The sequence below is a fragment of the Streptococcus sp. Marseille-P7376 genome (genome assembly GCF_902460385.1).
GTDB classification, from domain to species: Bacteria; Bacillota; Bacilli; order Lactobacillales; family Streptococcaceae; genus Streptococcus; species Streptococcus sinensis.
The window spans coordinates 18,064-41,302 of record NZ_CABPTS010000011.1; the positions used below are offsets into that span (position 1 = coordinate 18,064).

At 46.1% G+C, this 23,239-nt stretch carries 20 protein-coding genes; all 20 read right to left on the reverse strand.

What is annotated here, in order from left to right:
* Positions 1-143: 143 nt before the first annotated feature.
* The gene (locus tag FZ952_RS06785) at positions 144-1,358 is read right to left on the reverse strand and encodes an ABC transporter permease (protein ID WP_148881085.1); all 1,215 of its coding nucleotides are present in this window, start codon (positions 1,356-1,358) and stop codon (positions 144-146) included.
* Positions 1,355-2,248: an ABC transporter ATP-binding protein gene (locus FZ952_RS06790; RefSeq protein ID WP_148881086.1), complete on the reverse strand. Its 894-nt coding sequence runs from the start codon at positions 2,246-2,248 to the stop codon at positions 1,355-1,357. The genes FZ952_RS06785 and FZ952_RS06790 overlap by 4 nt, the downstream gene beginning before the upstream one ends.
* Positions 2,249-2,435: 187 nt before the next feature.
* Positions 2,436-3,344, reverse strand: a complete 909-nt coding sequence (locus FZ952_RS06795) for a magnesium transporter CorA family protein (protein WP_148881087.1) — start codon at positions 3,342-3,344, stop codon at positions 2,436-2,438.
* 375 nt (positions 3,345-3,719) lie between these two features.
* A complete protein-coding gene (locus FZ952_RS06800; protein ID WP_148881088.1) occupies positions 3,720-5,264 on the reverse strand; it encodes a peptide chain release factor 3 in 1,545 nt (514 codons plus the stop codon).
* A gap of 317 nt (positions 5,265-5,581) precedes the next feature.
* The gene (locus FZ952_RS06805; RefSeq protein WP_148881089.1) at positions 5,582-6,070 is read right to left on the reverse strand and encodes a flavodoxin family protein; all 489 of its coding nucleotides are present in this window, start codon (positions 6,068-6,070) and stop codon (positions 5,582-5,584) included.
* A 52-nt stretch (positions 6,071-6,122) separates the two neighbouring features.
* The gene (gene budA / locus FZ952_RS06810) at positions 6,123-6,842 is read right to left on the reverse strand and encodes an acetolactate decarboxylase (protein WP_148881090.1); all 720 of its coding nucleotides are present in this window, start codon (positions 6,840-6,842) and stop codon (positions 6,123-6,125) included.
* A gap of 114 nt (positions 6,843-6,956) precedes the next feature.
* Entirely contained in the window at positions 6,957-7,706 is a 750-nt protein-coding gene (locus FZ952_RS06815; RefSeq protein ID WP_148881091.1) for a PHP domain-containing protein, read from the reverse strand.
* Positions 7,707-7,739: 33 nt separating this feature from the next.
* Positions 7,740-8,054 (reverse strand): phosphoribosyl-ATP diphosphatase, encoded by a 315-nt coding sequence (hisE, locus tag FZ952_RS06820; protein ID WP_062198968.1) that lies wholly within the window; start codon positions 8,052-8,054, stop codon positions 7,740-7,742.
* Positions 8,055-8,185: 131 nt separating this feature from the next.
* Positions 8,186-8,530 carry a phosphoribosyl-AMP cyclohydrolase gene (gene hisI / locus FZ952_RS06825; RefSeq protein ID WP_148881092.1) on the reverse strand — a complete coding sequence of 115 codons (345 nt, stop codon included), beginning with the start codon at positions 8,528-8,530 and terminating at the stop codon, positions 8,186-8,188.
* Complete coding sequence (gene hisF / locus FZ952_RS06830) at positions 8,530-9,288, reverse strand: imidazole glycerol phosphate synthase subunit HisF (protein WP_148881093.1); 759 nt, start codon at positions 9,286-9,288, stop codon at positions 8,530-8,532. The genes hisI and hisF overlap by 1 nt, the downstream gene beginning before the upstream one ends.
* 2 nt (positions 9,289-9,290) lie before the next feature.
* Complete coding sequence (gene hisA / locus FZ952_RS06835; protein WP_187423888.1) at positions 9,291-10,013, reverse strand: 1-(5-phosphoribosyl)-5-[(5-phosphoribosylamino)methylideneamino]imidazole-4-carboxamide isomerase; 723 nt, start codon at positions 10,011-10,013, stop codon at positions 9,291-9,293.
* A complete protein-coding gene (gene hisH / locus FZ952_RS06840; RefSeq protein WP_148881095.1) occupies positions 9,991-10,614 on the reverse strand; it encodes an imidazole glycerol phosphate synthase subunit HisH in 624 nt (207 codons plus the stop codon). Before hisH ends, hisA begins: the two co-directional genes overlap by 23 nt.
* Before the next feature lie 32 nt (positions 10,615-10,646).
* Positions 10,647-11,231, reverse strand: a complete 585-nt coding sequence (gene hisB, locus FZ952_RS06845) for an imidazoleglycerol-phosphate dehydratase HisB (protein WP_148881096.1) — start codon at positions 11,229-11,231, stop codon at positions 10,647-10,649.
* Positions 11,232-11,242: 11 nt separating this feature from the next.
* Entirely contained in the window at positions 11,243-12,535 is a 1,293-nt protein-coding gene (hisD, locus tag FZ952_RS06850; protein WP_148881097.1) for a histidinol dehydrogenase, read from the reverse strand.
* Positions 12,532-13,176: an ATP phosphoribosyltransferase gene (gene hisG / locus FZ952_RS06855; RefSeq protein WP_148881098.1), complete on the reverse strand. Its 645-nt coding sequence runs from the start codon at positions 13,174-13,176 to the stop codon at positions 12,532-12,534. Before hisG ends, hisD begins: the two co-directional genes overlap by 4 nt.
* Positions 13,173-14,159: an ATP phosphoribosyltransferase regulatory subunit gene (locus FZ952_RS06860; protein ID WP_148881124.1), complete on the reverse strand. Its 987-nt coding sequence runs from the start codon at positions 14,157-14,159 to the stop codon at positions 13,173-13,175. The genes hisG and FZ952_RS06860 overlap by 4 nt, the downstream gene beginning before the upstream one ends.
* An 8-nt stretch (positions 14,160-14,167) precedes the next feature.
* A complete protein-coding gene (hisC, locus tag FZ952_RS06865) occupies positions 14,168-15,244 on the reverse strand; it encodes a histidinol-phosphate transaminase (RefSeq protein WP_148881099.1) in 1,077 nt (358 codons plus the stop codon).
* Between the two features lie 431 nt (positions 15,245-15,675).
* The gene (locus tag FZ952_RS06870; protein WP_148881100.1) at positions 15,676-15,981 is read right to left on the reverse strand and encodes a DUF4298 domain-containing protein; all 306 of its coding nucleotides are present in this window, start codon (positions 15,979-15,981) and stop codon (positions 15,676-15,678) included.
* A gap of 140 nt (positions 15,982-16,121) precedes the next feature.
* Positions 16,122-19,793, reverse strand: coding sequence for a helicase-exonuclease AddAB subunit AddA (gene addA / locus FZ952_RS06875; RefSeq protein WP_148881101.1), 3,672 nt, complete (start codon positions 19,791-19,793; stop codon positions 16,122-16,124).
* Entirely contained in the window at positions 19,790-23,077 is a 3,288-nt protein-coding gene (gene rexB, locus FZ952_RS06880; protein WP_148881102.1) for an ATP-dependent nuclease subunit B, read from the reverse strand. The genes addA and rexB overlap by 4 nt, the downstream gene beginning before the upstream one ends.
* Positions 23,078-23,239: the final 162 nt, after the last annotated feature.

Genomic DNA, 23,239 nt, shown 5'->3' on the forward strand with positions numbered 1-23,239 from the left:
TAGATTCAGTCTTTTTTAGTATCAAAAATGAGCACTAGCTAAACCCAAACTCTAATGAAGCTTTTGCAGTTGTGAATGAAACTGCCGAACCAAATAAGAATAATCTAAAAAACTTCACCAGATGACTCCAGTGAAGTTGTGAACTATTTATATTTTAAAGCACGTTTGAAGGTCTTCCAAGCTCCCAAATCATCTGTCTGCAGGACAAGGCTGGAGTAAATCCGCGCGATGAAGACTGTCATGATAATCGCAAAAGCGGCTGTAATTCCTAGAGAAATCCAAGATTCCAAGCTCGTCGCATAACCATTGATAGCTCGGAAAGGCATGAAAAAGGTTGAGATGAAAGGAAGATAAGAACCAACCTTCAAAATCACATTATCTCCTGCTGCCCCCAAAGCTGAAACTCCCATGAAGCCGACTAAAATGAGCATGATAACTGGCGAAAGGACTTTTCCTGTATCTTCTGCTCGTGCCACCATTGAACCAAGAAAAGCCGACAAGACAACATACATAAAGATACTAACAGCTACAAAAGCTAGGGTATTCAAAGACACAGCTTCTCCGATATACTGCTGAATGGCTGGATTACTCTTCAAGACTTGGGATACAAGAGGAATGCTGTCCGCAAAGAGAAAGGCTGCTAGCCCACCAAGCACATAAATGCCTAGATGACTAAGAATCACTGCAAAAATCCCAATCATACGGGCATAGAAATAATCGGTCGCCTTAATACTAGAGAAGATAACTTCCATAATTTTTGTGCCCTTTTCACTGGCCACATCTTGGGCAGTAACGCTGGCATAAGTAATCAGAATCATATAGAGCAGTAAGCCCAGCCCCATTGCAGCAAAGGTCTGAACCATCTTCTTGCCTTCTTTATTTTCATCAATTTTTTCTTCAAACTGGACTGTCCGCGCAAGAATCTGACTCTGCTCATCTGATAAATGGGCCTGAGCCAAGTTTAAAGCCTGCTGGACTTGGATAAGGGAATTGGACAGAGCCATTTTCGTTGCAACATTCATACTGGTTTCTGCATAGTAGGTCGCAGAAAGCTGTCCATCTCTTTCCTCAACCGTCAGATAACCTGCGATTTTCTTGTCTTTTACAGCCTGCTTAGCTGCGGCTTCATCTTTGTAATGAAAACTCAGCTGATCTTCAGCTCTTAACACTTCTCTGACAGAATCAAGCTGGGTCAGCACTGCTACCTTTTGAGAAGAGGCTATGGAGCTTCCCTGAAGATAACCGATCCCCAAGCTCAGCCCAAGAAAGAGAAAAGGAGACAAGACCATAAATACAAAACTCCAAGACTTGACATGACGCAGGTAGGTTTCTTTGATTACGATTAACATTTGTTTCATACTTCCACCCCTGATTCTAATTTGAAAATTTCATCAATTGTCGGTGCCTGCTGGTCAAAAGTTGCCACATAGCTTCCCTGAGTCAAGTGATCAAACAATTCAGGACCAGCTGTTTCGTCATCCAAAATCAATTTCCAGATTCCTTGCTTGGTCTGCGTCACTTTGACAACATGAGGCAGGGCTTCTAATTCAGCCTGAGACAGGTCACTTGAGACGAAAAGACGAGTTTTACCATATTGGTTGCGGACTGCCTGTACATCCCCATTGAGGACCACTTGCCCGTCACGAATCATCAGGACATCATCACACAGCTCTTCCACATTTGTCATGACATGATCCGAGAAGATAATCGTCGCTCCGCGCTTCTTCTCCTCAATAATGACTTCCTTCAGGATTTCAGTATTGACAGGATCCAGACCGCTGAAAGGCTCGTCTAAGATGATCAAGTCTGGCTCATGCAAAAGCGTGATAATCAGCTGAACCTTTTGCTGGTTCCCCTTAGACAAACTCTTGATTTTGTCGGTTAATTTCCCCTTGACCTGGAGTTTTTCCATCCACTGGGGCAGTTTTTCTTTGACAACAGCTGTTGGCACACCCTTTAGATTTGCCAGATAGCGCACTTGCTCAAAGATCGTCAGCTTGGGCATCAAGCTTCTTTCCTCTGGCAGATAGCCAATCCTGCTATAGGTCTCCTGCTCAATAGCATGCCCTTCGAAACGAATCTCTCCAGTATAGTCTAGGAAGCGTAAAATACTGTGAAAAATCGTTGTTTTCCCAGCACCGTTTTTCCCAATCAAACCAAGGATATGCCCCGACTGGGCTTCAAAATCAATACCGAACAACACTTGCTTTTGTCCAAAACTTTTTTCTAGTTTTTCTACATGAAGCATATAAAACCTCCTAGTATGATAATAAGATTATTATACTACTTTGAAAGCAGTTTTTCATCTTTTTGTCCTACTTTACAAAAAAATCTTTTAGGTTTTGAATAAATAAAATATGGAAAAACACTCCAGCTAACGCCGCAAAAAAACGAATGAAGCTAAAACACCTCATTCGTTAATCGTATTTTATAAATTATTCTTTATTGACCACCCATTTGAGGAGCTTGGTCAATAGAGCCCAAAGAATAATACTGATGGTGACAATGTAAAGCCAGGCATTCTTGTCCGTTGCCCAAGGCAGGGGGACATTCATACCAAAGAAGCCGGTGATAACGGCTAAAACTGCTAGAAGGACCGAAATAATGGTCAAGACAGTCAAATTATCATTCAGATTGTTGTTCAGAATATTATTGTAGGAGCCCGAAAGCTGGCTAAGAACCTGAGCAATCAAATCCGTCATTGAAACCAGCTGACGTGCCTCAATCATAGCATCCTCAAATTGCTCGGTTTCTAGTTCATCAAAGCCACGATAAACGGCATGACTCTTGATGTGCTCCAAAAGCATGTTGTTTTGCTTGGCTGCTGCCACCAGATAGACCATGGAGGTTTCTAAGTCCGAGAGAGAAAACAGGTGCTTTTTGGTAGTTTTCTGACGCAAAATTCGGTTAATCTCATCCTTGCGCTTGTCCAGCTGCTCAATGACTGGATAGTAAGAATTAGAAATCAACTCCAGACTGGCAAAAAGAAACTTATAGACCGATATGGGCTCATGATGCTCCATGTAGGCCTTCATCATATCGACCACATAGGCATTGTCCTCATTACTAATCGTAATCAGACGATTACTTTGGACAATAAAGGTCATGGGCAAGGTTTCGTAATAATCTTTTTCTGTCGCCAAATTCAACACACTATAGATGAAAAGAACCGTTCCATTCTCACGGTTGTAGTCCATGTGAGCCCGCTCGTTTTTATCCAGCGCATACTCGATAGTTTCAAGGTCGATATTATAATCCTGATAAATCTGTTCATTCTTTTCGACATCATCTGCGTCAATGTTGATCCAAACAGACTGGTCCTTTAGTTTTCTTTCCAGAAACATGGAACTCCTTTCTGAACTGTAGAATAATTGTCTAGTAGCTAACGCCTAGCTCCCCCACCATAACTTCATAGTCAAATATCTTATGTCACGACAAGAAACCAAGTAAATCGATATTATTTGCCAAACGCAGTTAGTAAAGCAGCTAGGCAAGTCACATAGGACTTGCCGTAGCCTACTTAGATTGCTCTGCAATCAAGTAGACTTGCTGTATTACATTTTCTCTAATTGAGTTTGGACTAAATCCTCGGAAAGGAACAAGCTAAACTGAACACGCCCTAAAAGCGTCGAGAAAAAGATAAAATCTTCTAGGAACTCTGGTTCCTTCGTCAATTTTCCTATTTTCTTCTCGCTTTTCTAACGGGCTCTGCATCGGAATCACATCTTCTCTTCCAACTTAACATCCGGATACTTGTCCGCAAACCAGCGCAGGGCGAAGTCATTTTCAAAGAGGAAGACAGGCTGGTCAAAGCGGTCTTTGGCTAGGATGTTCCGGCTAGAAGACATGCGTTCGTCCAGGTCATCTGGTGAAATCCAGCGAACCGTCTTTTTACCCATTGGGCTCATAACCACTTCAGCATTGTATTCATTTTCCATACGGTGCTTGAAGACTTCAAACTGGAGCTGACCCACAGCGCCTAGCATATACTCACCAGTCTGGTAATTAGTATATAGCTGAATGGCCCCCTCTTGCACCAATTGCTCAATCCCCTTATGGAAGGATTTTTGTTTCATGACATTCTTAGCTGAAACCTTCATAAAGATTTCAGGAGTAAAGGTTGGCAGAGGCTCAAATTCAAACTTATTCTTGCCTACAGTCAGAGTGTCGCCGACCTGATAAGTCCCGGTATCGTAAACCCCGATAATATCACCAGCCACGGCATTGGTCACATTTTCCCGACTCTCGGCCATAAACTGGGTGACATTAGACAGCTTGGCGGACTTGCCAGTGCGAGGCAGATTGACACTCATACCTCGCTCAAACTCGCCAGAAACGATACGGACAAAAGCGATACGGTCGCGGTGGCGCGGATCCATATTGGCCTGAATTTTAAAGACAAAACCTGAAAAGTCTGGGCTGAGTGGCTCAACCACCTCGCCATCCGTCTTCTTATGGCCATGCGGTTCTGGAGCAAACTTGAGGAAGGTTTCCAGAAAAGTCTGGACGCCAAAGTTGGTCAGGGCTGAGCCAAAGAAAACAGGTGTCAGCTTGCCAGCCAAAATCGCTTCTTCTGAGAATTCATTTCCAGCTTCGCTCAAGAGCTCAATATCTTCTTTGACTTGCTCATAGAAAGGATTGGAAGCAAAAAGCTGGTCACCTTCTGCCAGAGTCGCAAAGCGCTCCTCACCCTTATAAAGCTCCAGCCGCTCATTGTAGAGGTCATAAAGTCCTTCAAAGCTTTTCCCCATCCCAATCGGCCAATTCATCGGGTAGCTGGCAATGCCCAAAATCTCTTCTAGTTCTTCCAGCAAGTCCAAGGGCTCGCGACCGTCACGGTCCAGCTTGTTCATGAAGGTAAAGACCGGAATTCCACGGTGTTTGACAACCTCAAAGAGCTTCTTGGTCTGAGCCTCAATACCCTTGGCAGAGTCAACAACCATGACCGCAGCATCCACCGCCATCAAGGTTCGGTAAGTATCTTCTGAGAAGTCCTCGTGCCCCGGCGTATCTAAGATATTAACCCGTTTGCCATCGTAATCAAACTGCATGACAGAAGAGGTTACAGAAATCCCCCGTTGTTTCTCAATATCCATCCAGTCAGATTTGGCAAAATTACCAGTCTTTTTTCCCTTAACCGTTCCAGCCTCTCGAATCTCACCACCAAAGTAGAGCAGCTGCTCGGTGATAGTCGTCTTCCCCGCGTCCGGGTGGGAGATAATGGCAAAGGTTCGGCGTTTCTTAATTTCTTCTTGTAAAGTCATCTTCTTCTCTTTCTTTCATTTTAGGATAATGGTGAATGTTAGTAGAACTTTTTATATTTTACATCGGAGTATTCCAATCCTTTCAACCTACCTATTATAGCGGATTTAGCGCTATTTTTCAATGATATAGAAAAGATAAAAATCGCCCTTTCAAGCGATTCAGTATAAGAGCTTGTCAAAATAAAGCAAGAAAACGAACAAATTCAAATTGGTTCTCTTACCAAAATGATTTTTGTTCGTTTTTTTTATCCTATTTCAGCATTTGAAATTAGTTTCCCAAGTAGATTACTAATCAGAAATCTTTTGCTTTAGCTTTATTATTTTTCGACAACTTGTGCTAATTTTTCCTGCAGAGGAGCTAGTTCCCAGCCCTCAATCTCGTTTAGCTCGTAATCACTGACAGCTAGGCCTTGGTATTGCAAACCATAATTACTACAAAAACGATTCATAACATAGTCTAACATTTCCACTTCTTTGCTTGGTTGTGAGCCTTGGAGAAGGAAGAACACCTGCTTATCTTTCAGTGCTTCAGTCGGATAAGGTACATCTGCAACTCGGTCTAAGAATGTCTTGAGAAGTCCAGAAAATGACCACCAATAAATCGGGCTTGTGAAAACGAGGACATCCGCTTGACTTAACTTTTCATATACTTGAAAGAACTGATCCTGCTCTGCTTTTTGACCATATTGCTCAATATGATAATCCACTAAGTGTACGGTTTCAAATTCTTTTCCAACAAGAAATTTCTTAGCGAATTTTACACTATTTCCGTCCTTATTTGGACTAGCATTTACTAAATAAATCATGACTGCTCCAATCTAATTTTCCCTATAAAAATTTACACTTTTCGTTCAAAAACTACTCCGCTTTATGAATATCTTCTTTCATTTCATCAAGATTGAACTTGGCAAAAAGGTATTTGCGATCTTGGACTGGGAAACGCTGATCCAACTGATCTACGGCTCCCAGCTCCACGATCCCCTCTTTTATAACAAAATCCAATACGTGACCACCAAAGGTATGGTCGTCCGAAATAAAGTGAAGATGATATCCCGCTACACTGACACCGTGAAAAATTTCGGGTGTCCAAAATCCAACAATGGTTCCAGAGACATTGTCCGCATAGTATTCTGGCTGACTCACTGCCACCTCAGCAAACTTTTTTTCTGAGGTTGATTTTGGAATCATCCGCACATGCATGTGAGCAAAGTCCCCGTGAATCTTGATGGAGCGAAATAGATTTTCCCCATCATAATAGGATTCAATCCGCTTTTCCAGCTCTGCATCTGTCATTTCAAAACGCTGCCGGAAAATGACTTCCGCCTGATGGGGAACAACCGCAGCGTAAGGAACAGTCACATCATCTGAGACCTCCACAACTTCTGGTGCATCTCCAGAACCTTTCGCCTGATAGGCCTTCCCATCAAGAACAATCAACTCCCCGTCAATGGAATCCAGTGTACCAATCCCCAAATCGCCGTATTTCAGGAGCTCACCAATTGTCATACTCCCTCCATAAAGTCCAGCCATCAAAGCTCCCAGGGTATTATACTGAAATAATTTCACTGGCTCTGCCATTTTTTCTCCTACATCAACAAATTTTTGTATTTTCTAATTCACTTAAGTATATCATATTCTGATTGAAATTCAAAAAATGCGTTTAGTAGATGATGGAGAAGGCCGCGGGATGCTTTAAATCAATTGGGCTTCCTCAATACCGGCATCAGCGAGGATTTGAGCCACGCGGTCAAACTTAAGTCGAAAATGCTCTAGCTTGTGACCGTCGGAGCCAACTGAAAAGCGCTGACCGCCCATCTCCTTGACTAGAGAGAGAGCGTAGATATAGAGTTCCTCGTGGCCGTACAGATACATGGACTTGCAGTTAAGCTCAAAGGCCAGACCATGGTTAATCATCTTTTGAAAAAGCTGTCGCAGCTCTGGTTCAAAAGTTTTTAACTCCTCTACGGTAAGCGCAAATTTTCGGAAACCATAGTCGAAGTGGGCTAAGACATCTGCTGGCACAGCCTCAATAGCCTCTTCCAGCTCTCTTAGGTAGCGGGGAACCAGCTCCATCTTGTCCAGCTGCAAGACAGGCTCCTCCAGATAGTCAAAACTGCCATTGTGGTGGACAGACAGGAGCTTGAGATCATAATCCTTATCCGCTAGGAAAGCCAAAATATCATCCTTACGCGGAGCGTAATAGCCAATTTCAATGCCCTTTTTGATGCGGTTGCCATATTGCTGGTTCAGCTCTGCTATTTTTGCTGAATAGGCCGCATAGTCAGGTACATCATCGTGGGGCGAGGCAGCTTGGTAAGGGTAGGGATTGGACAGGTCATAGTGCTCTGTGGTGACAATCTCGCCCTCGTAATGGTCCAGATAGTCACAGAAATCCGCCTCAGAATCATAGGAAAAATAAGTATGAAGATGGTTGTCGCGCATGCTTATCCGCCTTTCTGCTAATCTCGTATCCGTTTAGTAATTGTCAATGGTTGGTCGGTCGTGAATCCGGCTTTGCTTGCCCTGACGAGCTTGGAGGACAGCCTCCACCTCCTCTAGACTGACCCCAGTCTCAACGAGAGCGACCGCCAGATGGTAGAGCAGATCAGCTGTTTCATTGGCTATCTCGTCCTTGTCAGCATTTTTAGCTGCAATGACTACCTCCGTTGCTTCTTCACCGACCTTTTTGAGAATCTTGTCCAGCCCCTTGTCATAGAGATAGCTGGTATAGGAGCCTTCCTTGGGCTCTTTTTTGCGTTTGAGGGCTTCTTGATAGAGGGTTTCTAGCATCATATCTCCTTGTTTCTATCCTTATTTTACTATAAAATACAATTCTTTCCAATGGCAGTCTAGTGTCTTGGTACTGACTTACCAGTTTAATTTCAGTCTTAGCACCCACTAAAAGTACACCAAGGGAGCATTTAGTCAGTTTTGCCGTCTTCTTCATCCCAGATTGTATGAAAAAAGCAGGATTTGGCACCGGTGTGGCAGGCTGCTCCCAGTTGGTCTACCTCGATCAGCAGGGTATCCAGGTCGCAGTCAGCTGTGATTTTTTTGACAGTCTGGTAGTGGCCGCTAGTGGCCCCCTTATGCCAAAGCTCCTGACGTGACCGGCTCCAGTACCACATTTGCCCGCTAGTGCGGGTCAGCTGGTAGGCTTCTTCATTGAGATAGGCCAACATGAGGACTTCTTTGCTGGTGTGGTCTAGGATAATAGCAGGTATGAGGCCGCCTTGCTTTTGAAAATCCAGTTTTACTTCTGTCATCAGATGCGCACCTCCAATCCGGCTTCCTGCATGGCTTTTTTGGTCTCTGCGATGGAAACCTCTCCATAATGGAAAATCGAAGCCGCCAAGGCTCCTGTTGCCACAGTCTTTTCAAAAACTTCTAGAATGTGCTGACTATTGCCAGCTCCGCCCGAAGCGATGATAGGTACCGACACGACTTGGGATACGGCTTCCAGCATAGGCAGGTCAAATCCGGACTTGGTGCCGTCCTTGTCCATGCTGGTCAGAAGAATCTCTCCCGCCCCCAGACGGACAGCTTCTTGTACCCAATCTAAAAGATCCCGACCGCTGTCCTTGCGACCGCCAGCCAGATAGACATGCCAGCTGCCATCCGCTTCTTTCTTAGCATCAACAGCCAGCACCACACATTGACTGCCGAATTTCTCAGCACAGTCCGCCAAAAGTTGAGGATTGGCTATCGCCGAGGAATTAACTGCCACCTTATCCGCCCCAGCCTTGAGCATCTTATTCATATCCTCAACCGTTCGAATGCCACCACCGACAGTAAAAGGAATGAAGACCTGCTCCGCCACGCGTCGAACCATCTCGACCGTCGTGTCCCGCTCCTCATGGGTAGCCGTAATATCCAGAAAAACCAGCTCGTCACAGCCAGCCTCATAGTAAGCCTTGGCAGCATCGACCGGATCTCCGACATCGGTCAGATTGACAAAGTTAATCCCCTTAACTACCCGGCCGTCCTTAACATCCAGACAGGGAATGATTCGTTTTTTCAGCATAGCTAATCCTCGTCTATTTCCTTTAATTGGCTTAGTGAGATATTTCCCTGATAGTAAGCCTTGCCCACAATGGCACCAGCCAAGCCCAACTTTTTCAGCACCTCTAAATCTTCTGCTGATTGGATACCGCCAGAGGCAATGACCCGAGCTTGTTTTAGAGCTTTCAGCAATTCTTGGTAATGTTGGATATTGGGACCGGTCAGAGTTCCGTCTCGATCCACGTCCGTATAGACGAAGAGCCGAACACCGATTTTTTCCATAGCCAGAGCCAGACTGACATAGTCTTGGTCGCTGGTTTCCAGCCAGCCCTCGGTTGCAACTAGACCCTTTTTAGCATCAATACCAACAACAATCTTATCACTACCAAAACGCTGGAGGGCCGTTTCTACAAAGGCCGGATTCTTGACTGCCATGGATCCAATGATGACACGGTCAATTCCGACCGCTAGGTAGTCCTCAATCTGTTCTAAACTGCGGATACCACCGCCGACTTGGATAGCCAGACCTGTCTCCGCCTTGATACGGGCAATCAAATCCCTATTGGCAGCACGACCTTCCAGAGCTCCATCCAAGTCTACCACATGAATCATGTAAATGCCAGCTTCCTTAAAAAGCAGAGCCTGAGCCAAGACATCAGGATTTACCACGGTCTTTTGGCTAAAATCACCTTTGAAAAGTCGGACGGCTTGCCCGTCTTTGATATCAATCGCTGGTAGAATCCTCATAGACATACTCCTTAAAATTTCGTAAGATTTCTAGGCCTACCTGGCCTGATTTTTCTGGGTGAAATTGACAGCCAAAGACTGAACCCTTATGAATCATGGCCGGCACTGGAAAGCCATAGTCAGCTGTCGCATCTAGATATTCCTGTTCTACATCTGTATAGTAGCTGTGAACAAAATAAACAGCCTCCCCTTGCAAGCGATTTGTTAAAGCAGACGGCTGCTGAATCTGCAAGTCATTCCAGCCCATGTGAGGCACAGGCAGACCAGCCCGAGCCGGAATCCGACGGCAGACACCGGGAATAAAGCCCAACCCTGAAGTTTGTCCATTTTCCAGCCCGACCTCCAGTAAGAGCTGCATGCCCAGGCAGATACCCAAGAAGGGCTTTCCGCCAGATACAGCTTCCTGTATGGGGCCAATCAAATCCCGCTTCTGTAACTCCTGCATAGCCGTCCGAAAGGCCCCGACTCCCGGCAAAATCAAGCCATCAGCAGCTAAAATTTCCTGCGGATCAGCAGACAGCCTAGCTTCTGCACCAATAGCAGCCAAAGCCCGCAACACATTGGCTGTATTGCCTGCATCATAATCAATTACAATTATCATATCTGTTTCCTTCTTGAGTGGAGAAATGAGATTTAGAGCATTCCCTTGGTCGAATTAACCCCATGAATCTCGGGATTGAGGGTGATGGCCTCGCGTAGAGCTCGTCCAGTCGCTTTAAAGAGACTCTCCGCCTTGTGGTGGCTGTTCTTTCCATGGAGGATTTTCAAGTGCAGATTCATCTGCAGATTGAAAGCTAGAGCTTGAAAAAATTCCTCCACTAGCTCAGTGTCAAAATTCCCTAGCTTGGGATTGTCAAAGACTGCGTCAAAGACTAGATAGGAACGGCCTGATAAGTCCAAACTAGCCATACCTAGCGTTTCATCCATGGGCACAAAGCTAGTGCCATAGCGATTAATGCCAGCCTTGTCTCCCAGTGCCTGACGCAAAGCCTGCCCCAGCACAATACCTACATCTTCCACCGTATGGTGGCTATCCACCCAGAGATCGCCTTCGGCCTTAACCGTCAGAGAAATTCGACTGTGGCGAGCAAAAAGAGTCAGCATGTGGTCAAAAAATCCGACACCGGTCTCAATCTGAACAGGTTCCTGCTGATCCAGATTGAGTGATAAATAAATATCTGTTTCCTGAGTTTTGCGCTTGATTTCAGCTTGTCTCATAACTTGTCCTCCTATTTTTCCAGCCTGCGGGATTCGATGGCTCGGGCGTGAGCCTGCAAGCCTTCCGCATAAGCCAGCTTGGTGATATCTTTTTCCGCTGCCCAGACGGCTTCTCTGCTGTACTGAGTGTACTGGATGCGCTTGATAAAGTCATGGACACCCAAGGCTGATGAAAAACGGCTGGTGCTGGTTGTCGGCAAGACGTGATTGGCTCCTGCATAGTAATCCCCGATTGGCTCACTGGTATAATGCCCCAGAAAGACTGAGCCAGCATTTTCAACCTGATCCAGATAGCTGTAAGCATCGTCCATAGCAATCTCTAAATGCTCAGGTGCCATCTGGTTCATAAGCTCAAACATGGCTTCCTTAGAAGGTGCAAGGATGATACGACCGTTGTTCTCAATAGAAGCACGCGCGATTTCCTCTCGTGGCAGCTCTTTCAGCTGTCTGTCCAGCTCTGCTTCGACCTGATTTGCCAGCTCCTCTGAGTCAGTCACCAGAATAGCCCGAGCCAGCTTGTCGTGCTCAGCTTGCGACAGGAGATCAGCTGCCACATAGACTGGACTGGCTGAACTATCGGCAATGACTCCAATCTCCGAAGGCCCGGCAATCATGTCAATTCCCACGACACCATAGACCATCTTTTTGGCTGTTGCTACAAAGATATTTCCCGGCCCAGTAATTTTATCCACCTTGGGAATGGTCTCAGTTCCATAAGCCAGAGCTGCTACACCTTGGGCTCCGCCCACTTGAAAAATCCGATCCACACCAGCCAGCTTGGCTGCAACCAAAATCGCTGGGTTAAAATGCTCCTGCGGCGGTGTAATCATGATAATTTCTTTAACACCGGCAATTTTGGCTGGGATAACATTCATAAGGACGGAGGACGGATAGGCGGCGGTGCCCCCAGGTACATAGGTGCCAACACGCTCAATCGGTCGAATTAGCTGACCACGGATAACGCCCTCACTGGGACTGTCCTCGAAACCAGTCTCCAGCTGCTGGCGGTGGTAGGATTCGATATTAGTTTGGGCATTCTTCAAGGCGGCCAAGACCTCTGGGTCAATCTCCTCAAAAGCCTGATCAATCAGCTCCTGCTTAACTTCAAAGTCGGTCACCTCAACCTTGTCAAAGAGCTTGGTATAGTTCCTTAAAGCTTGGTCACCATCTCGTTTAACCGTTTCGATAATCTCAGCCACCGTTTCTTCTACATCTAAGTTTTGCTGGCTGAGCTGCAGCTGCTCTTCGTATAAAATTCGTGAAATTTCTTCATTACTTCCACTTAAACGTTTGATAATTGTCATTTAAAAGCCACCTCTCTTCTTCCTACTAGGGATTCAATCTTTGCAACAAAGGGCATCAGGTCTGGGTTATTTTTCAGGGAAGCCTGATTGGCAATGAGCCGAGCTGAAACACGGCAGATATCGTCAAAAACAACCAAACCATTGGCTACCAGAGTGTTACCAGTCTCCACAATATCGACAATAGCATCTGCCAAGCCCAGAACTGGTGCGATTTCCACACTGCCCTGAATGGAAATAATTTCTACATCCTCTCCCTTTTGATTAAAATAATCAGTCGCCACTGTCGGGTACTTGGTCGCAATCCGCTTGCGCTTGTGATCATGTGGATCATAGTTGGGCACCGAGGCCAGCGAAAATTTACAAAGACCAAAGTTTAGATCCAGCATCTCCAGATAGCCGGTCGGATGCTCAAAGAGAATATCTTTACCAACAATCCCTAAATCAGCTACTCCGTGGCGCACATAGGTGGTCACATCTGGTCCTTTAACCAGCAGAAAACGAAAACGGCCGTCTGGACTTTCAAAAATGAGATTGCGTCCCTTGTCTGCCATAAAGCTCAGATCAAAGCCAGCCCGACTAAACAATTTAATCGTATCTTTCTCAATCCGCCCCTTGGTCAGGGCAATCGTAATCTGACTCATGATTGCGCCTCCTTTGCCGCCTCATCCGGCAGATCATCGTGGATAGCTTGATAGACACTGTCGATATTCAAGGACCAGCCAATAGCCGTCAATTCCTCTGCTCCGAAACGTTCAAAGAGCTTATCATAGCGACCGCCAGACAGGAAGGCATCAGGCACTCGCTCACCGAAAACCTTAAAGGTCAGACCAGTATAGTAGGGAAGACTTGGAACTTGACCCAGATCGATTGCTGTCTGAGGAAATAAATCTGATACTTTGTCTAAAACCCATTCAATCTCTTCAAGGGCTTGGAGAAGCTCTTCGTTTTCAATTAATTTCCGTGCTTTTTCTAATACAAACTGACTGGGGCCAAAGAGATTGGGCAGCTCCTGAAGCAGTCGATCAAAGGAACTCGGTCTGCGAGCTGTAAATTCATACAGTCCCGTCATATTTTTCCGGCGGATTAGATCCAATAGTTGATCCTCCTCAGGCTGGTCCAAATCCAAAGTAACTAAGACTGTTTCTAGCACTGCTGCATGAGAAAACTCAAACTGATAGGACTGAACTTGTGCCAGATCTAAAGCCTGTTTGGCTGACTGAATAGCTTCCAACACAGCCTCACGGGCTGGATAGCCAATAATTTCGATACCAGCCTGACTCTGCTCATTTAACAAACCGCGTAGCTCCTCATGATAATGAAAAACCTTGCCAGAGTAAGAAAATTTAGTCGGAGTATGGACTCTCGTCGAAGCGATTACTCGGCCAATCTGGCTGGTTACATCCGGCCGCAGTGCCAGCAATTCCCCCTTCTTATCAAAAAGATGATAATGGTAGGGCTCCACCTGATCGCTAAAAACTTCAAAGTGCTCCAAGGTTGGTGTATCAATCCGATTGAATCCCTGAGCTATGAGAAAATCGCTGATTGCATGCTCAATCTCATAGGTTACACGAGCTCGCTTAAAGAGCTTGTCGTGCATGCCATTGGGGAGGGTTATTTTATTGATAGGCAGGTTCATAGGCTGGTTTCCTCACTTGTCCTGATAATATCTTTGATGGCCGCCAGCACCCTCTCCATTTCCTCTTGGCTGCCAATAGAAATGCGCAAGTAGTCCTTAATACGCGCTACTTTCGGGAAATAGCGCACATAGATTTTGCGTTCTTGGAGTTCTTGGAAAAGGGCTGACGCAGGAATTTGACTAGGTTTTGCTAGAATAAAATTGGTCTGACTGGGCAGAACCTGAAAATCCAGCATGGACAGTTCTGTCGCAAACCAGTCCCGAGTTTCCTGAATGGCTTGACCGGTCTTTTGGTAATAGGCCCAATCCTCTACTGCCGCAAGAGCCAAACGCTCTGCCAGCATATCCACCGAATAGGGATTGATAGAGTCCTTGATTGCTTTCATAACAGCAATCAAGTCTGGATGACCAATGCCATAACCCACCCGCAGGCCAGCTAAGGCCGCATCCTTGGAAAAAGTCCGAGTAATAAAGAGATTGGAATACTTTTCCAGCAGGGGTAGGGCAGATTGACCACCAAAGTGAATATAAGCCTCATCCACTACAACCACCACATCTGGGTTGCCCACCAAAATCTCCTCCAATTCTTCCAGAGACTTGTAAATCCCTGTCGGAGCATTAGGATTGGCTAGGATAATACCACCATTCCCCCCCAGATAATCGGCCGTCCGCACCGTAAAATCCTCTGCCAGCGGTATTTCCCTAAAAGGCACATGGTAGAGATCTGCCCAAACCTTATAAAATCCGTAAGTCAGGTCAGGAAAGAGGATTGGCTCCCCACTATTAAAGAAGGCCAAGAAGGCCATGGACAGGATATCATCGCTGCCATTGCCAATAATAAGCTGGTCAGGGCTGACACCTAGATTGACTGCTAAGGCCTGAGAAAGAGCTGCCTGATCTAGGCTAGAGTAGCGCCGCAGCTCATGGGCATCAAAGCTTCGCAAGGCCTCTGCCACCTTAGGGCTGGGACCGTAGGCATTCTCATTGGTATTGAGCTTAATCATATTGTTTTCCTGAGGCTGCTGCCCTGCTACATAGGGCTGAATCTGCCTGAGACCTTTTAGTTTGATCATACTACTACCTCACTTTCACATCGCTATTTATCAATACATATTAGTTTCAATCATCTGTTGTTTAGAAAATAATAAAAAGCCCTCGCAAAAAATCTATCTTGCAAGGACGTTGACACGCGGTTCCACCTTTATTCGGTCCTCAGTCGCCTGAGAACCCTCACAGAGTACGAGACTCCAGATTCGTAACGGGAATCAGCCGTCGGACACTACTGTGATTTCGCATCCGCACTCAAGAATGTGACGTTTAAGAATGGTGTGCTTTTCCAGCTACCGGCACTCTCTGTTCTTTATTTTTTAACTTTTCTTAAACAAGTTCTCTCATCGCTTTCAATTTATTTTTGATTATTCTACCCGAATTTTTATGAAAAAGCAAGAGAAAAATGGAAAAAAATTAATTTTCCATTTCTTTCATAATGACATTAAATAGGATTTCATCGCTCTTTCAGCATGGCACTGGACAGGTCCAACAGGGTCAGGGCAGTCTGGAAATGCTCATCCATCAGGTCATAGACGGTATCTTCGGCTAGGACACCGCAGGCTACATTCTCAGGAAAGTCTGGTCCATTAGAAAATGCCAGGTCATCGAAAAAATCCTGACTGGTGTAGTAGTCCCGCAGCTGGATATAATCTGACTGACAGCGCTCCAGCTCAGCTAAAGCTGCCTGAGCTTTCACCAAGACCTGAGAATATTTATTCAGATGTTCTTCCATTTTTTGGATTCGTTGCAGTTGAGACATAACTGACTCCTTTCCAGATTATTCCTAGTCATACTATTCTTGCGTACATTTATGCACAAACTTTTAAACGATCTATCTTTCTATAAATAGAATCCGAATTATAACATAGGATTAATCAATCTTTTCACTTTTTGTCAAAACTAGTCCACCTTGACCACCTGCAGCTCCGCTCCTCCCAGTAGAATCAAATACTTGTCTACTTGGCTAAGGCCATAGGAACGACTGAGCGCTTCGGCATAGAGGTCCAGTTGAGATCGGTAGCGCTCCACCAACTCTGTCGGCTCATGATAGCGGTCGGTCTTGTAGTCAAAGAGGAGAATGCGATCATCAAAAAGCAGATAGCCGTCCAAGATTCCCCGAACCACAAAGTTTTGACCACTGGCTGGATCCCGCTTGAGCATAGCAAAAGGTGCTTCACGATGGAGATGATTAGCCTGCTGCTGGATTAGCTGCCCCAGTTCTGTAGCGAAAAAGGCCTCAATCTTAGCCAGATCAATCTCTTTCTTGACCGCCGCATCTGCCTGAACCTGAGCCAAGGCTTGGCGAATGCTAGTCTTAGTTACAGGCTGATCCAGCGAAATCCGTTGCATGAGCTCATGGACAGCAGAGCCAATTTGAGCTCCTGTGACTTGCTTCTTCTTGCCAAAGTCTGGTAGTTCAAAAGACAGCTCGGGCTGATAGCTTTGATGCGCATCCATAATATCCAGCCCTTCTGAGTCCATAACCGGCTCATAGAACTTCTTGATTTGACTGGGCGTGCGGACACTAGGCAATTCAATAGCCGCTTGATAGAGGCTGTTGAGTCGATCTACATTCTCCAAGATATCCAGAGCTCGGCGGATATCCTCTGACTGACGGTTGCCAGTCAAATCATCTACCGGAACGGGGTCAGTCTGCTTCAATACTCCAATCTGCTCGTCTGTCAGCTCCTGATCAGTCACAAAGCGAGTCTGATAAGCTAGATTTTCCCCCTCAAACACAGACTGAATAGCATAAAGCCAATCCTGAAAATTGGTCAGCTGGCTACGAAGATTGCTGGATAAGCGACCATTTTGGCTGCTTCCCCACTTGCGCTCTTGGAGCTTGGCTTGATTTCCCTTGCCGACCAAATAAAGCTTGGTCTCAGCCCGCGTCATGGCCACATAGAGCAGACGCATCTGCTCAGACAAACTAGCCAGCTTGAGTTCTTCGGCATTCTGCTGATAGGGTAGGGTTTCCATGGAAATGCGGATCTGCTTGGGCGCATGAGGATCCTGAGCCTCAACGGCTACATCGGCCGCATATTTGATTCCGATGCCTTTTTTCCGACTGAGAATAATAGCAGAGCTGCTATCCTGACGATTGAAAGCCTTGTCCATATTGAGCAAAAAGACATATTTGAACTCTAGTCCCTTACTCTTATGGATGGTCATTAGTTGGACAGCATTTTTCGGTGCAGCCAAAGGGACGCTGGCTAAGTCATGTTCATTTTTCAAAATCCGGTCAATCATGCTGATAAAGCGGGACAGCCCCTTGAAACTCGACTTCTCATAATCATTGGCCCGCAAGGATAAGGCATAGAGATTGGCCTGACGCTGCTCACCGTTGGGCAGAGCCCCTACCATATCGTAGTAAAAACGATCCTGATAAATCTTCCAGATTAAATCATAGAGAGAATGGGTCTTGGAATAGCTGCGCCAGTCATCCAGCGTTGTCTGGAAATGCTGCAGTTTCTTGCGCAATTCACCATGGATGAGCTGAGGTTCCAGACCTTGATCAGCCAGAGCATTCCTCAGCTTTTCGTAGAGATTTTCCATAGACTTGGTACTGGAGGCTTGCAAGGCTAGCCGAGTCAACTCGTCCTCATCAAAGTCAAACATTGGTGACTTGAGAAGGGCAGTCAGGGCATAGTCATTGAGAGGATTGTTAATGGTTCGCAAGGTATCCAGCATCACCATAACCTCTACCGACTGGAGATAATTGGTCTCGCCATCATCAGGCACAATCGGGATATGATGCCGATCAAACTCTGCTAAAATCAGATCATTGCGGGTCCGCGAAGCTGTCAGCAAGGCAATGTTCTTGAAATCCACCCCTTCTTCATTATGAAGGCGGATGATTTCCTTGATTACCAAGGCTACCTCACCCGCTGAAATGCTGGGCAGACCTTGGTCAGAATCCTCTTCTTCGCTATCAGCGCTACCGTCATAAAGCAGAAATTCCGCCTGATTGGCTGGGTTAGGATCCCGTTTGGCTGGATTTCCCGCCACCAAATAGTGGGTCTCATTGTAGTCAATCTCGCCGACTTCCTCGTCCATAAGCCGTTTAAAGACATCATTGGTCGCTTCCAGCACCTCGATGTGACTGCGGAAATTTTCCTTGAGAATAATCAGCTTGCCCTGACTAGGATCGGCCTGATAGAGTTTAAATTTATCGTTAAAAATCTGCGGATCGGCCTGGCGAAATCGATAGATGGACTGCTTAATGTCGCCGACCATAAAGCGATTATTTCCTCGAGCCAGCAATTCCAGCATTCGCTCCTGAGTATGGTTAGTGTCTTGGTACTCATCGACCATCACCTCATGGTACTTATCCTGATAAAAACGCCGCACCTCTGGATAATTTTCTAAAATCTCAATTGCAAAATGACTGATATCACCAAATTCAAAGGCATTTTCTGCTACTTTGCGCTCCAAATAAGCTTGCGAGAAATCTCGGATAAAATCTCGCAACAAATCCAGTAGGGGAAGAGCTTCCGCCTGATGCTGCTCCATAAAGTTCAGATGGTAAAGGCGGACATCCAGCTCTTTAATTCGCTCTATCAAGGACTTGCGGGCTTCATTATAGGTCTGAGCCAGCTCTTTTTTAAGTTCGTCCGCATTTTTACCAACTCGGGCAGTAAAAGCCTGATGGTTAGAGGTCTTGGCTAATTCTAAAAAGCGCTGAATCAAATCTAGCAACTGCTCCGATTCGGTCTGCTCTGTCAGCTCAGCCAAGATATCTAAGGCTGCCTGAACATTTTCCTGATATTTAGCGCCAGCAAAGGCTTGGCCTTCATGAGCCAAATGGCTCTGAAAAAAATCTTCCAAATCCAGCAAAGACTGCCTAGCTCCAGAGAATATTCGCTCCCGTTCTGCATCAAAATCACTGGTTTCATAACCTAGAAGAAAGGTCTCCTCCAACCATTTCTTCGGATTGCTGGTAGATTGGAGAAAGCTATAAATACTATAAATCTGCTGGCGGAAACCAGCAATGTCCTTGCGCTTACCAGTGAAATTTTTGACCAAGCGGCTGAATAATTCCTGCTGATCGCTATCATAATAGGCATCGAAAAGCTGGTCAAAGACTTCATTTTGTAGCATAAGCTGCTCACTAGTCGATTGTAAAATCCGAAAATGCGGTGCCAGCCCCAGCAAATAGCCGTACTTATTGACTACTTTCTGGGTAAAAGCGTCCATGGTGCCAATATCCGCATTGGCAATTTCAGCCAACTGCTGGGCCAGATGCTGGCGGAGTTCCTGATCTGAAGTCTCCTTGAGTACAAGACTCAGCTCCTTCTCCAGCCGTTCCTTGAGCTCACCTGCCGCCTTGACAGTAAAGGTAGAGATGAAGAGTTGGCTGACCTCCACACCTCTGAGAATCTGGTCAATAATCCGCTGAACCATGACATAAGTCTTACCAGAGCCTGCCGAAGCCGAAACAAGAATATTCTGACCAGAGGAGTAGATGGCCTGGATCTGCTCTGGCGTGCGCTTTTGTGGCTTGTCAGAGGCAGCTTCCTCAGCCTGCTTGACTAGGATATCCTGCTCATTTAAAAAGGGAATCCGTCTCATTTGTCCAACTCCTCCTTGATTTTTTCTAGCCAAGCTTGACGCAGCTTCTCGCCTGTCGGCCGTTTATCATACTGGTCCAGATTTAACTTGGTCAGCTGCCTAGCCTGCCCCAGATGAAGATTGGCCTCAAAGCCTGTAATAGCCTTGAACTGATCCACATAAGGGGCAATGCTGCGGCCATTTTCTGTATAAGGATTGATAGCAAAGCGACCAGCTAAAACGCCTTCTGCCGCCTTCTGATAGAGATAAGCGTTGTAGGCCAAAATCACTTCTAATTCTTCCTTAGTCAGCAGATTAACCTTGCTTTTCTCATAGTTAGTGCCTAAGTCCTTGGCCTGGTCAGCCAGAAAGAGCCCTTTATATACCTGACTTTTCATGACCTGTTTGACAGCCTCGTCCAGTGCCTTAGTTTCCTTGAGGCTGGCTAGAGGTTCCGTCATCTGTAGGTACATGGCTCCGAAAGTTCCCTTGTCCTCGTGGTATTCTGGCATTTCTCGGATAGCTGCTAGGTAGGTCGGCAGCTGGGAATTAAGCCCATTAAAGAACTTCTCAAAGCTGAATTTGGTATCGCCCGACTTGTAATCCACAACTCCCAGACTCCCCGTCTCAGTCAGACGATCAATTCGATCCACCTTACCGCTAACTTGAAGAGCTCTGCCATTTTCCAAAAGCAAGAAAGGCCGATCATCCCGACCAAAGTCAGTCTCCTCACCGATAATCTCTAGCCCATCCGACTGAGCCAAGATACGACCAGTAGCCCTAGCTGTATCCAATAGCAAACGGCGGGCAAACTGGGTCTCACCATTTTCTCCATAGACCGTTTCAAACTCAGCCTCCCAGCTAGTCTCCTCCATAGCCCGTTGCAAGCGAGTATCGAAGTCTTGATCCAAGTGCTCCTGCATAACCTTTTCAAAGATTCTGTGGAGGAAAATCCCGTGACTGCGCGCATCCGGCTGAATCGTCCACTCCTCCTGCAACCGCAAGACATACTTAAGGAAATAGGCATACTGGTTTTTAAAGTATTCATTGAGGGCAGAAGCTGACAGTTTCAAAGGCTGCTCTGAAGGATAAAGTGCTTGGAGGGTTTCCGACTTGAGAGGCTCCGTCTTCAATTCCTTGCTGATCTGGGGAATGGAAATCCCCTCAGCTGCCAACTTCTTACGCAAGACTCGAATTGCCACCGCCCAGAAGGTCTGCTCCTCCGGTGTCCATTCGCGGTCGATATCCTCCTGATAGAGGTCAATCACGCGCGCCAACAAAGCCCGATAAGTCCCAATATCATCACTGCTAGCCTGTGGTCGCTTGCTGATGATAGGCAGGGAGATAGGCGCTGTTTCTAGCTCCGTCAGATAGGAAGACATGGCATCCTCTACTTCATTGATCAAGACGGGGGCAGACAGAACCAGTTCTTCTGTCGCTGAATTAAGCAACGATAGGGCGGCAAAGCGGTTTTTCTTGAGATTTTCACTGCTGGCTACCTGCAACTCTGACTCATCCCCAGTTGCTTGATTTAATCTCTGACGTTCTTCGTCACTGAGCAAACTTTTATTTTGCGCTAACTTGGGCAAGCGCTCCTGCGTCAACCCGATGGCATAGACATAAGGAGCAGCCATAGGCTCAATCAAATCATAGGACTGAACTGTCACCACATCCACGGTCGCCGGTACCATTCGGTATTTGGCCAGAAGCATACCAGACAGAATCAGAGCCAGAAAATCATCTAGCTTGAGCTTGCTACCATCAAACACCTGCGCAAGCTGCTCTAGAACATGGCAAAAAGTCTTCCAGACCTCCTCCTGCCGTTCTAGTTCCTGCTGGCTTGCTCCTTCCAGTAGACCGGTCAGATTGGCATCCAAGCGAACCTCTTTGATAAAGCTAGTAAATTTAGCCAAGAGACCAGCTACTGTCTGACTACGAGTTTTAAAAAGATCCAGCAGTGGCGTTATAAGACTCCGACGCATGACATTGAGCCGCTTCAGGTTAAATTTTTCCTGACGGTTAATGGTAAAATCTCTCCCCAGCTTGGCTGCCCCTTTAATCTCAGCAAAGCGAAGGTATTGCTCAAAACTATCCAGCTCCTCTTGACTCAAGCCACCATACAGGCCGGTTTTTAGAAGATTGAGCAAGTCTTCTGTCTGAAAATTATAGCGTTTCAGCCGTTCCAGTGACTCTAAAAACTGGACTAAAGGGTGCTGGGCCATGGACTCAGACCGCCCCAAATAAAAGGGAATCTGATATTGGTCAAAGATGGTCTTCAGCTGGAGCTGGTAGGCCTCCACATCACCCAAAAGCAGACGGATATCCTTGTAGCGGACGCCATCATGAAGCCGCTGGCGGATGGACTTGGCCACATATTCCAGTTCTTCTTTTTGATTGCGAACCGACCAAATCTGTAAATGAGACCGATCCTCCTCAGTCAATTCCACATGGGTTTCAGAAAAATCATAGCAACTCGCTAGAATCTTGGAAATCTTGCCAAAGGCATCATCAAGCTGACTCGAACCATCTGCCAGATACTCTGGCTTGACCTGATAGGTTTGAGCCAGCTTGAGCAAAAAGTCCACGCTGGCCTGATAAAGATTGCCCTCACGAAAGGCTGTCCGGTAGGCTTTTTGACTAGCATAAACGCCGATGACAATCTCCACTCCCTTGCGATGCAGCAGATCTACTAGATACTCCTCTTCTGCCGAGAAGCGGGTAAAGCCGTCGATAACCAGTGCAAGATTAGCCAATTCCCCATCCAAATCACCAGCTAGAATATGCTGAGCGAAAATCGTAAGTTTAGAAGTCGCATCATAATTTCCTGCCTGAAGAGCAGCCGAAAAGGCCGTGAAAATCTTGAGCAAATCCTCACGCTTCTCTGGCTCTTCTAGATGGTCCAAATCCGCAAAAGTCATCTGAGCTGTCTGAAGCTCATGATAAAGGTCTAGCAGTTGCTGGATAAATTGTGCATCCTTCTTAATCCGCCCATAAACCTTGAGCTCCCGGTCATCTATTTCCGATAAAATCCGATAAAATAACATGCCTAGACCAATGTCATCTGAGGGCTGTCCTTCCTGAACATCATTGAGGACAAAATAACGAGCCATCTGGGCAAAACGTGTCACCGTAATGGCAAAGGAAGCGTGATTTTCTAATGCCTCCAAAACTGCGCGCTCCTTTTCAAAAGAAAGCGAATTGGGAGCTATATAAAAGACCCGCCTGCCGGCCGCTGCCAAGTCTTGAGCTTGCTTAGTCAAATGCGCCGTCAAAGGACTACGAATGTCCGTATAGAGTAATTTCATACCGTCTCTTTTCAACAACAAAATATAGAAACATTATATCATGTTTGAAGCGAAAACTCATGACTCAAAAGGTGAAAACACAAGGCTAGCTAGGCCAAGATTATATATTGCTAGATGACTGCTGCCGACAAATCAATTCTAGACCTAATAACTCAAAATTCA

Excerpts from the sequence above, each read along its gene's own strand:
- FZ952_RS06785 (WP_148881085.1), bottom strand. The coding sequence starts at position 1,358 with ATGAAACAAATGTTAATCGTAATCAAAGAAACCTACCTGCGTCATGTC.
- hisI (WP_148881092.1), bottom strand. The coding sequence starts at position 8,530 with ATGACAGAAGTAAAACTGGATTTTCAAAAGCAAGGCGGCCTCATACCT.
- hisD (WP_148881097.1), bottom strand. The coding sequence starts at position 12,535 with ATGACAATTATCAAACGTTTAAGTGGAAGTAATGAAGAAATTTCACGA.
- FZ952_RS06805 (WP_148881089.1), bottom strand. The coding sequence starts at position 6,070 with ATGATTTATTTAGTAAATGCTAGTCCAAATAAGGACGGAAATAGTGTA.
- hisE (WP_062198968.1), bottom strand. The coding sequence starts at position 8,054 with ATGCTAGAAACCCTCTATCAAGAAGCCCTCAAACGCAAAAAAGAGCCC.
- addA (WP_148881101.1), bottom strand. The coding sequence starts at position 19,793 with ATGAGACGGATTCCCTTTTTAAATGAGCAGGATATCCTAGTCAAGCAG.
- budA (WP_148881090.1), bottom strand. The coding sequence starts at position 6,842 with ATGGCAGAGCCAGTGAAATTATTTCAGTATAATACCCTGGGAGCTTTG.
- rexB (WP_148881102.1), bottom strand. The coding sequence starts at position 23,077 with ATGAAATTACTCTATACGGACATTCGTAGTCCTTTGACGGCGCATTTG.
- hisB (WP_148881096.1), bottom strand. The coding sequence starts at position 11,231 with ATGAGACAAGCTGAAATCAAGCGCAAAACTCAGGAAACAGATATTTAT.
- FZ952_RS06815 (WP_148881091.1), bottom strand. The coding sequence starts at position 7,706 with ATGCGCGACAACCATCTTCATACTTATTTTTCCTATGATTCTGAGGCG.
- hisC (WP_148881099.1), bottom strand. The coding sequence starts at position 15,244 with ATGATCAAACTAAAAGGTCTCAGGCAGATTCAGCCCTATGTAGCAGGG.
- hisA (WP_187423888.1), bottom strand. The coding sequence starts at position 10,013 with ATGAGGATTCTACCAGCGATTGATATCAAAGACGGGCAAGCCGTCCGA.
- hisG (WP_148881098.1), bottom strand. The coding sequence starts at position 13,176 with ATGAGTCAGATTACGATTGCCCTGACCAAGGGGCGGATTGAGAAAGAT.
- FZ952_RS06790 (WP_148881086.1), bottom strand. The coding sequence starts at position 2,248 with ATGCTTCATGTAGAAAAACTAGAAAAAAGTTTTGGACAAAAGCAAGTG.
- hisF (WP_148881093.1), bottom strand. The coding sequence starts at position 9,288 with ATGCTGAAAAAACGAATCATTCCCTGTCTGGATGTTAAGGACGGCCGG.
- FZ952_RS06870 (WP_148881100.1), bottom strand. The coding sequence starts at position 15,981 with ATGTCTCAACTGCAACGAATCCAAAAAATGGAAGAACATCTGAATAAA.
- FZ952_RS06800 (WP_148881088.1), bottom strand. The coding sequence starts at position 5,264 with ATGACTTTACAAGAAGAAATTAAGAAACGCCGAACCTTTGCCATTATC.
- hisH (WP_148881095.1), bottom strand. The coding sequence starts at position 10,614 with ATGATAATTGTAATTGATTATGATGCAGGCAATACAGCCAATGTGTTG.
- FZ952_RS06795 (WP_148881087.1), bottom strand. The coding sequence starts at position 3,344 with ATGTTTCTGGAAAGAAAACTAAAGGACCAGTCTGTTTGGATCAACATT.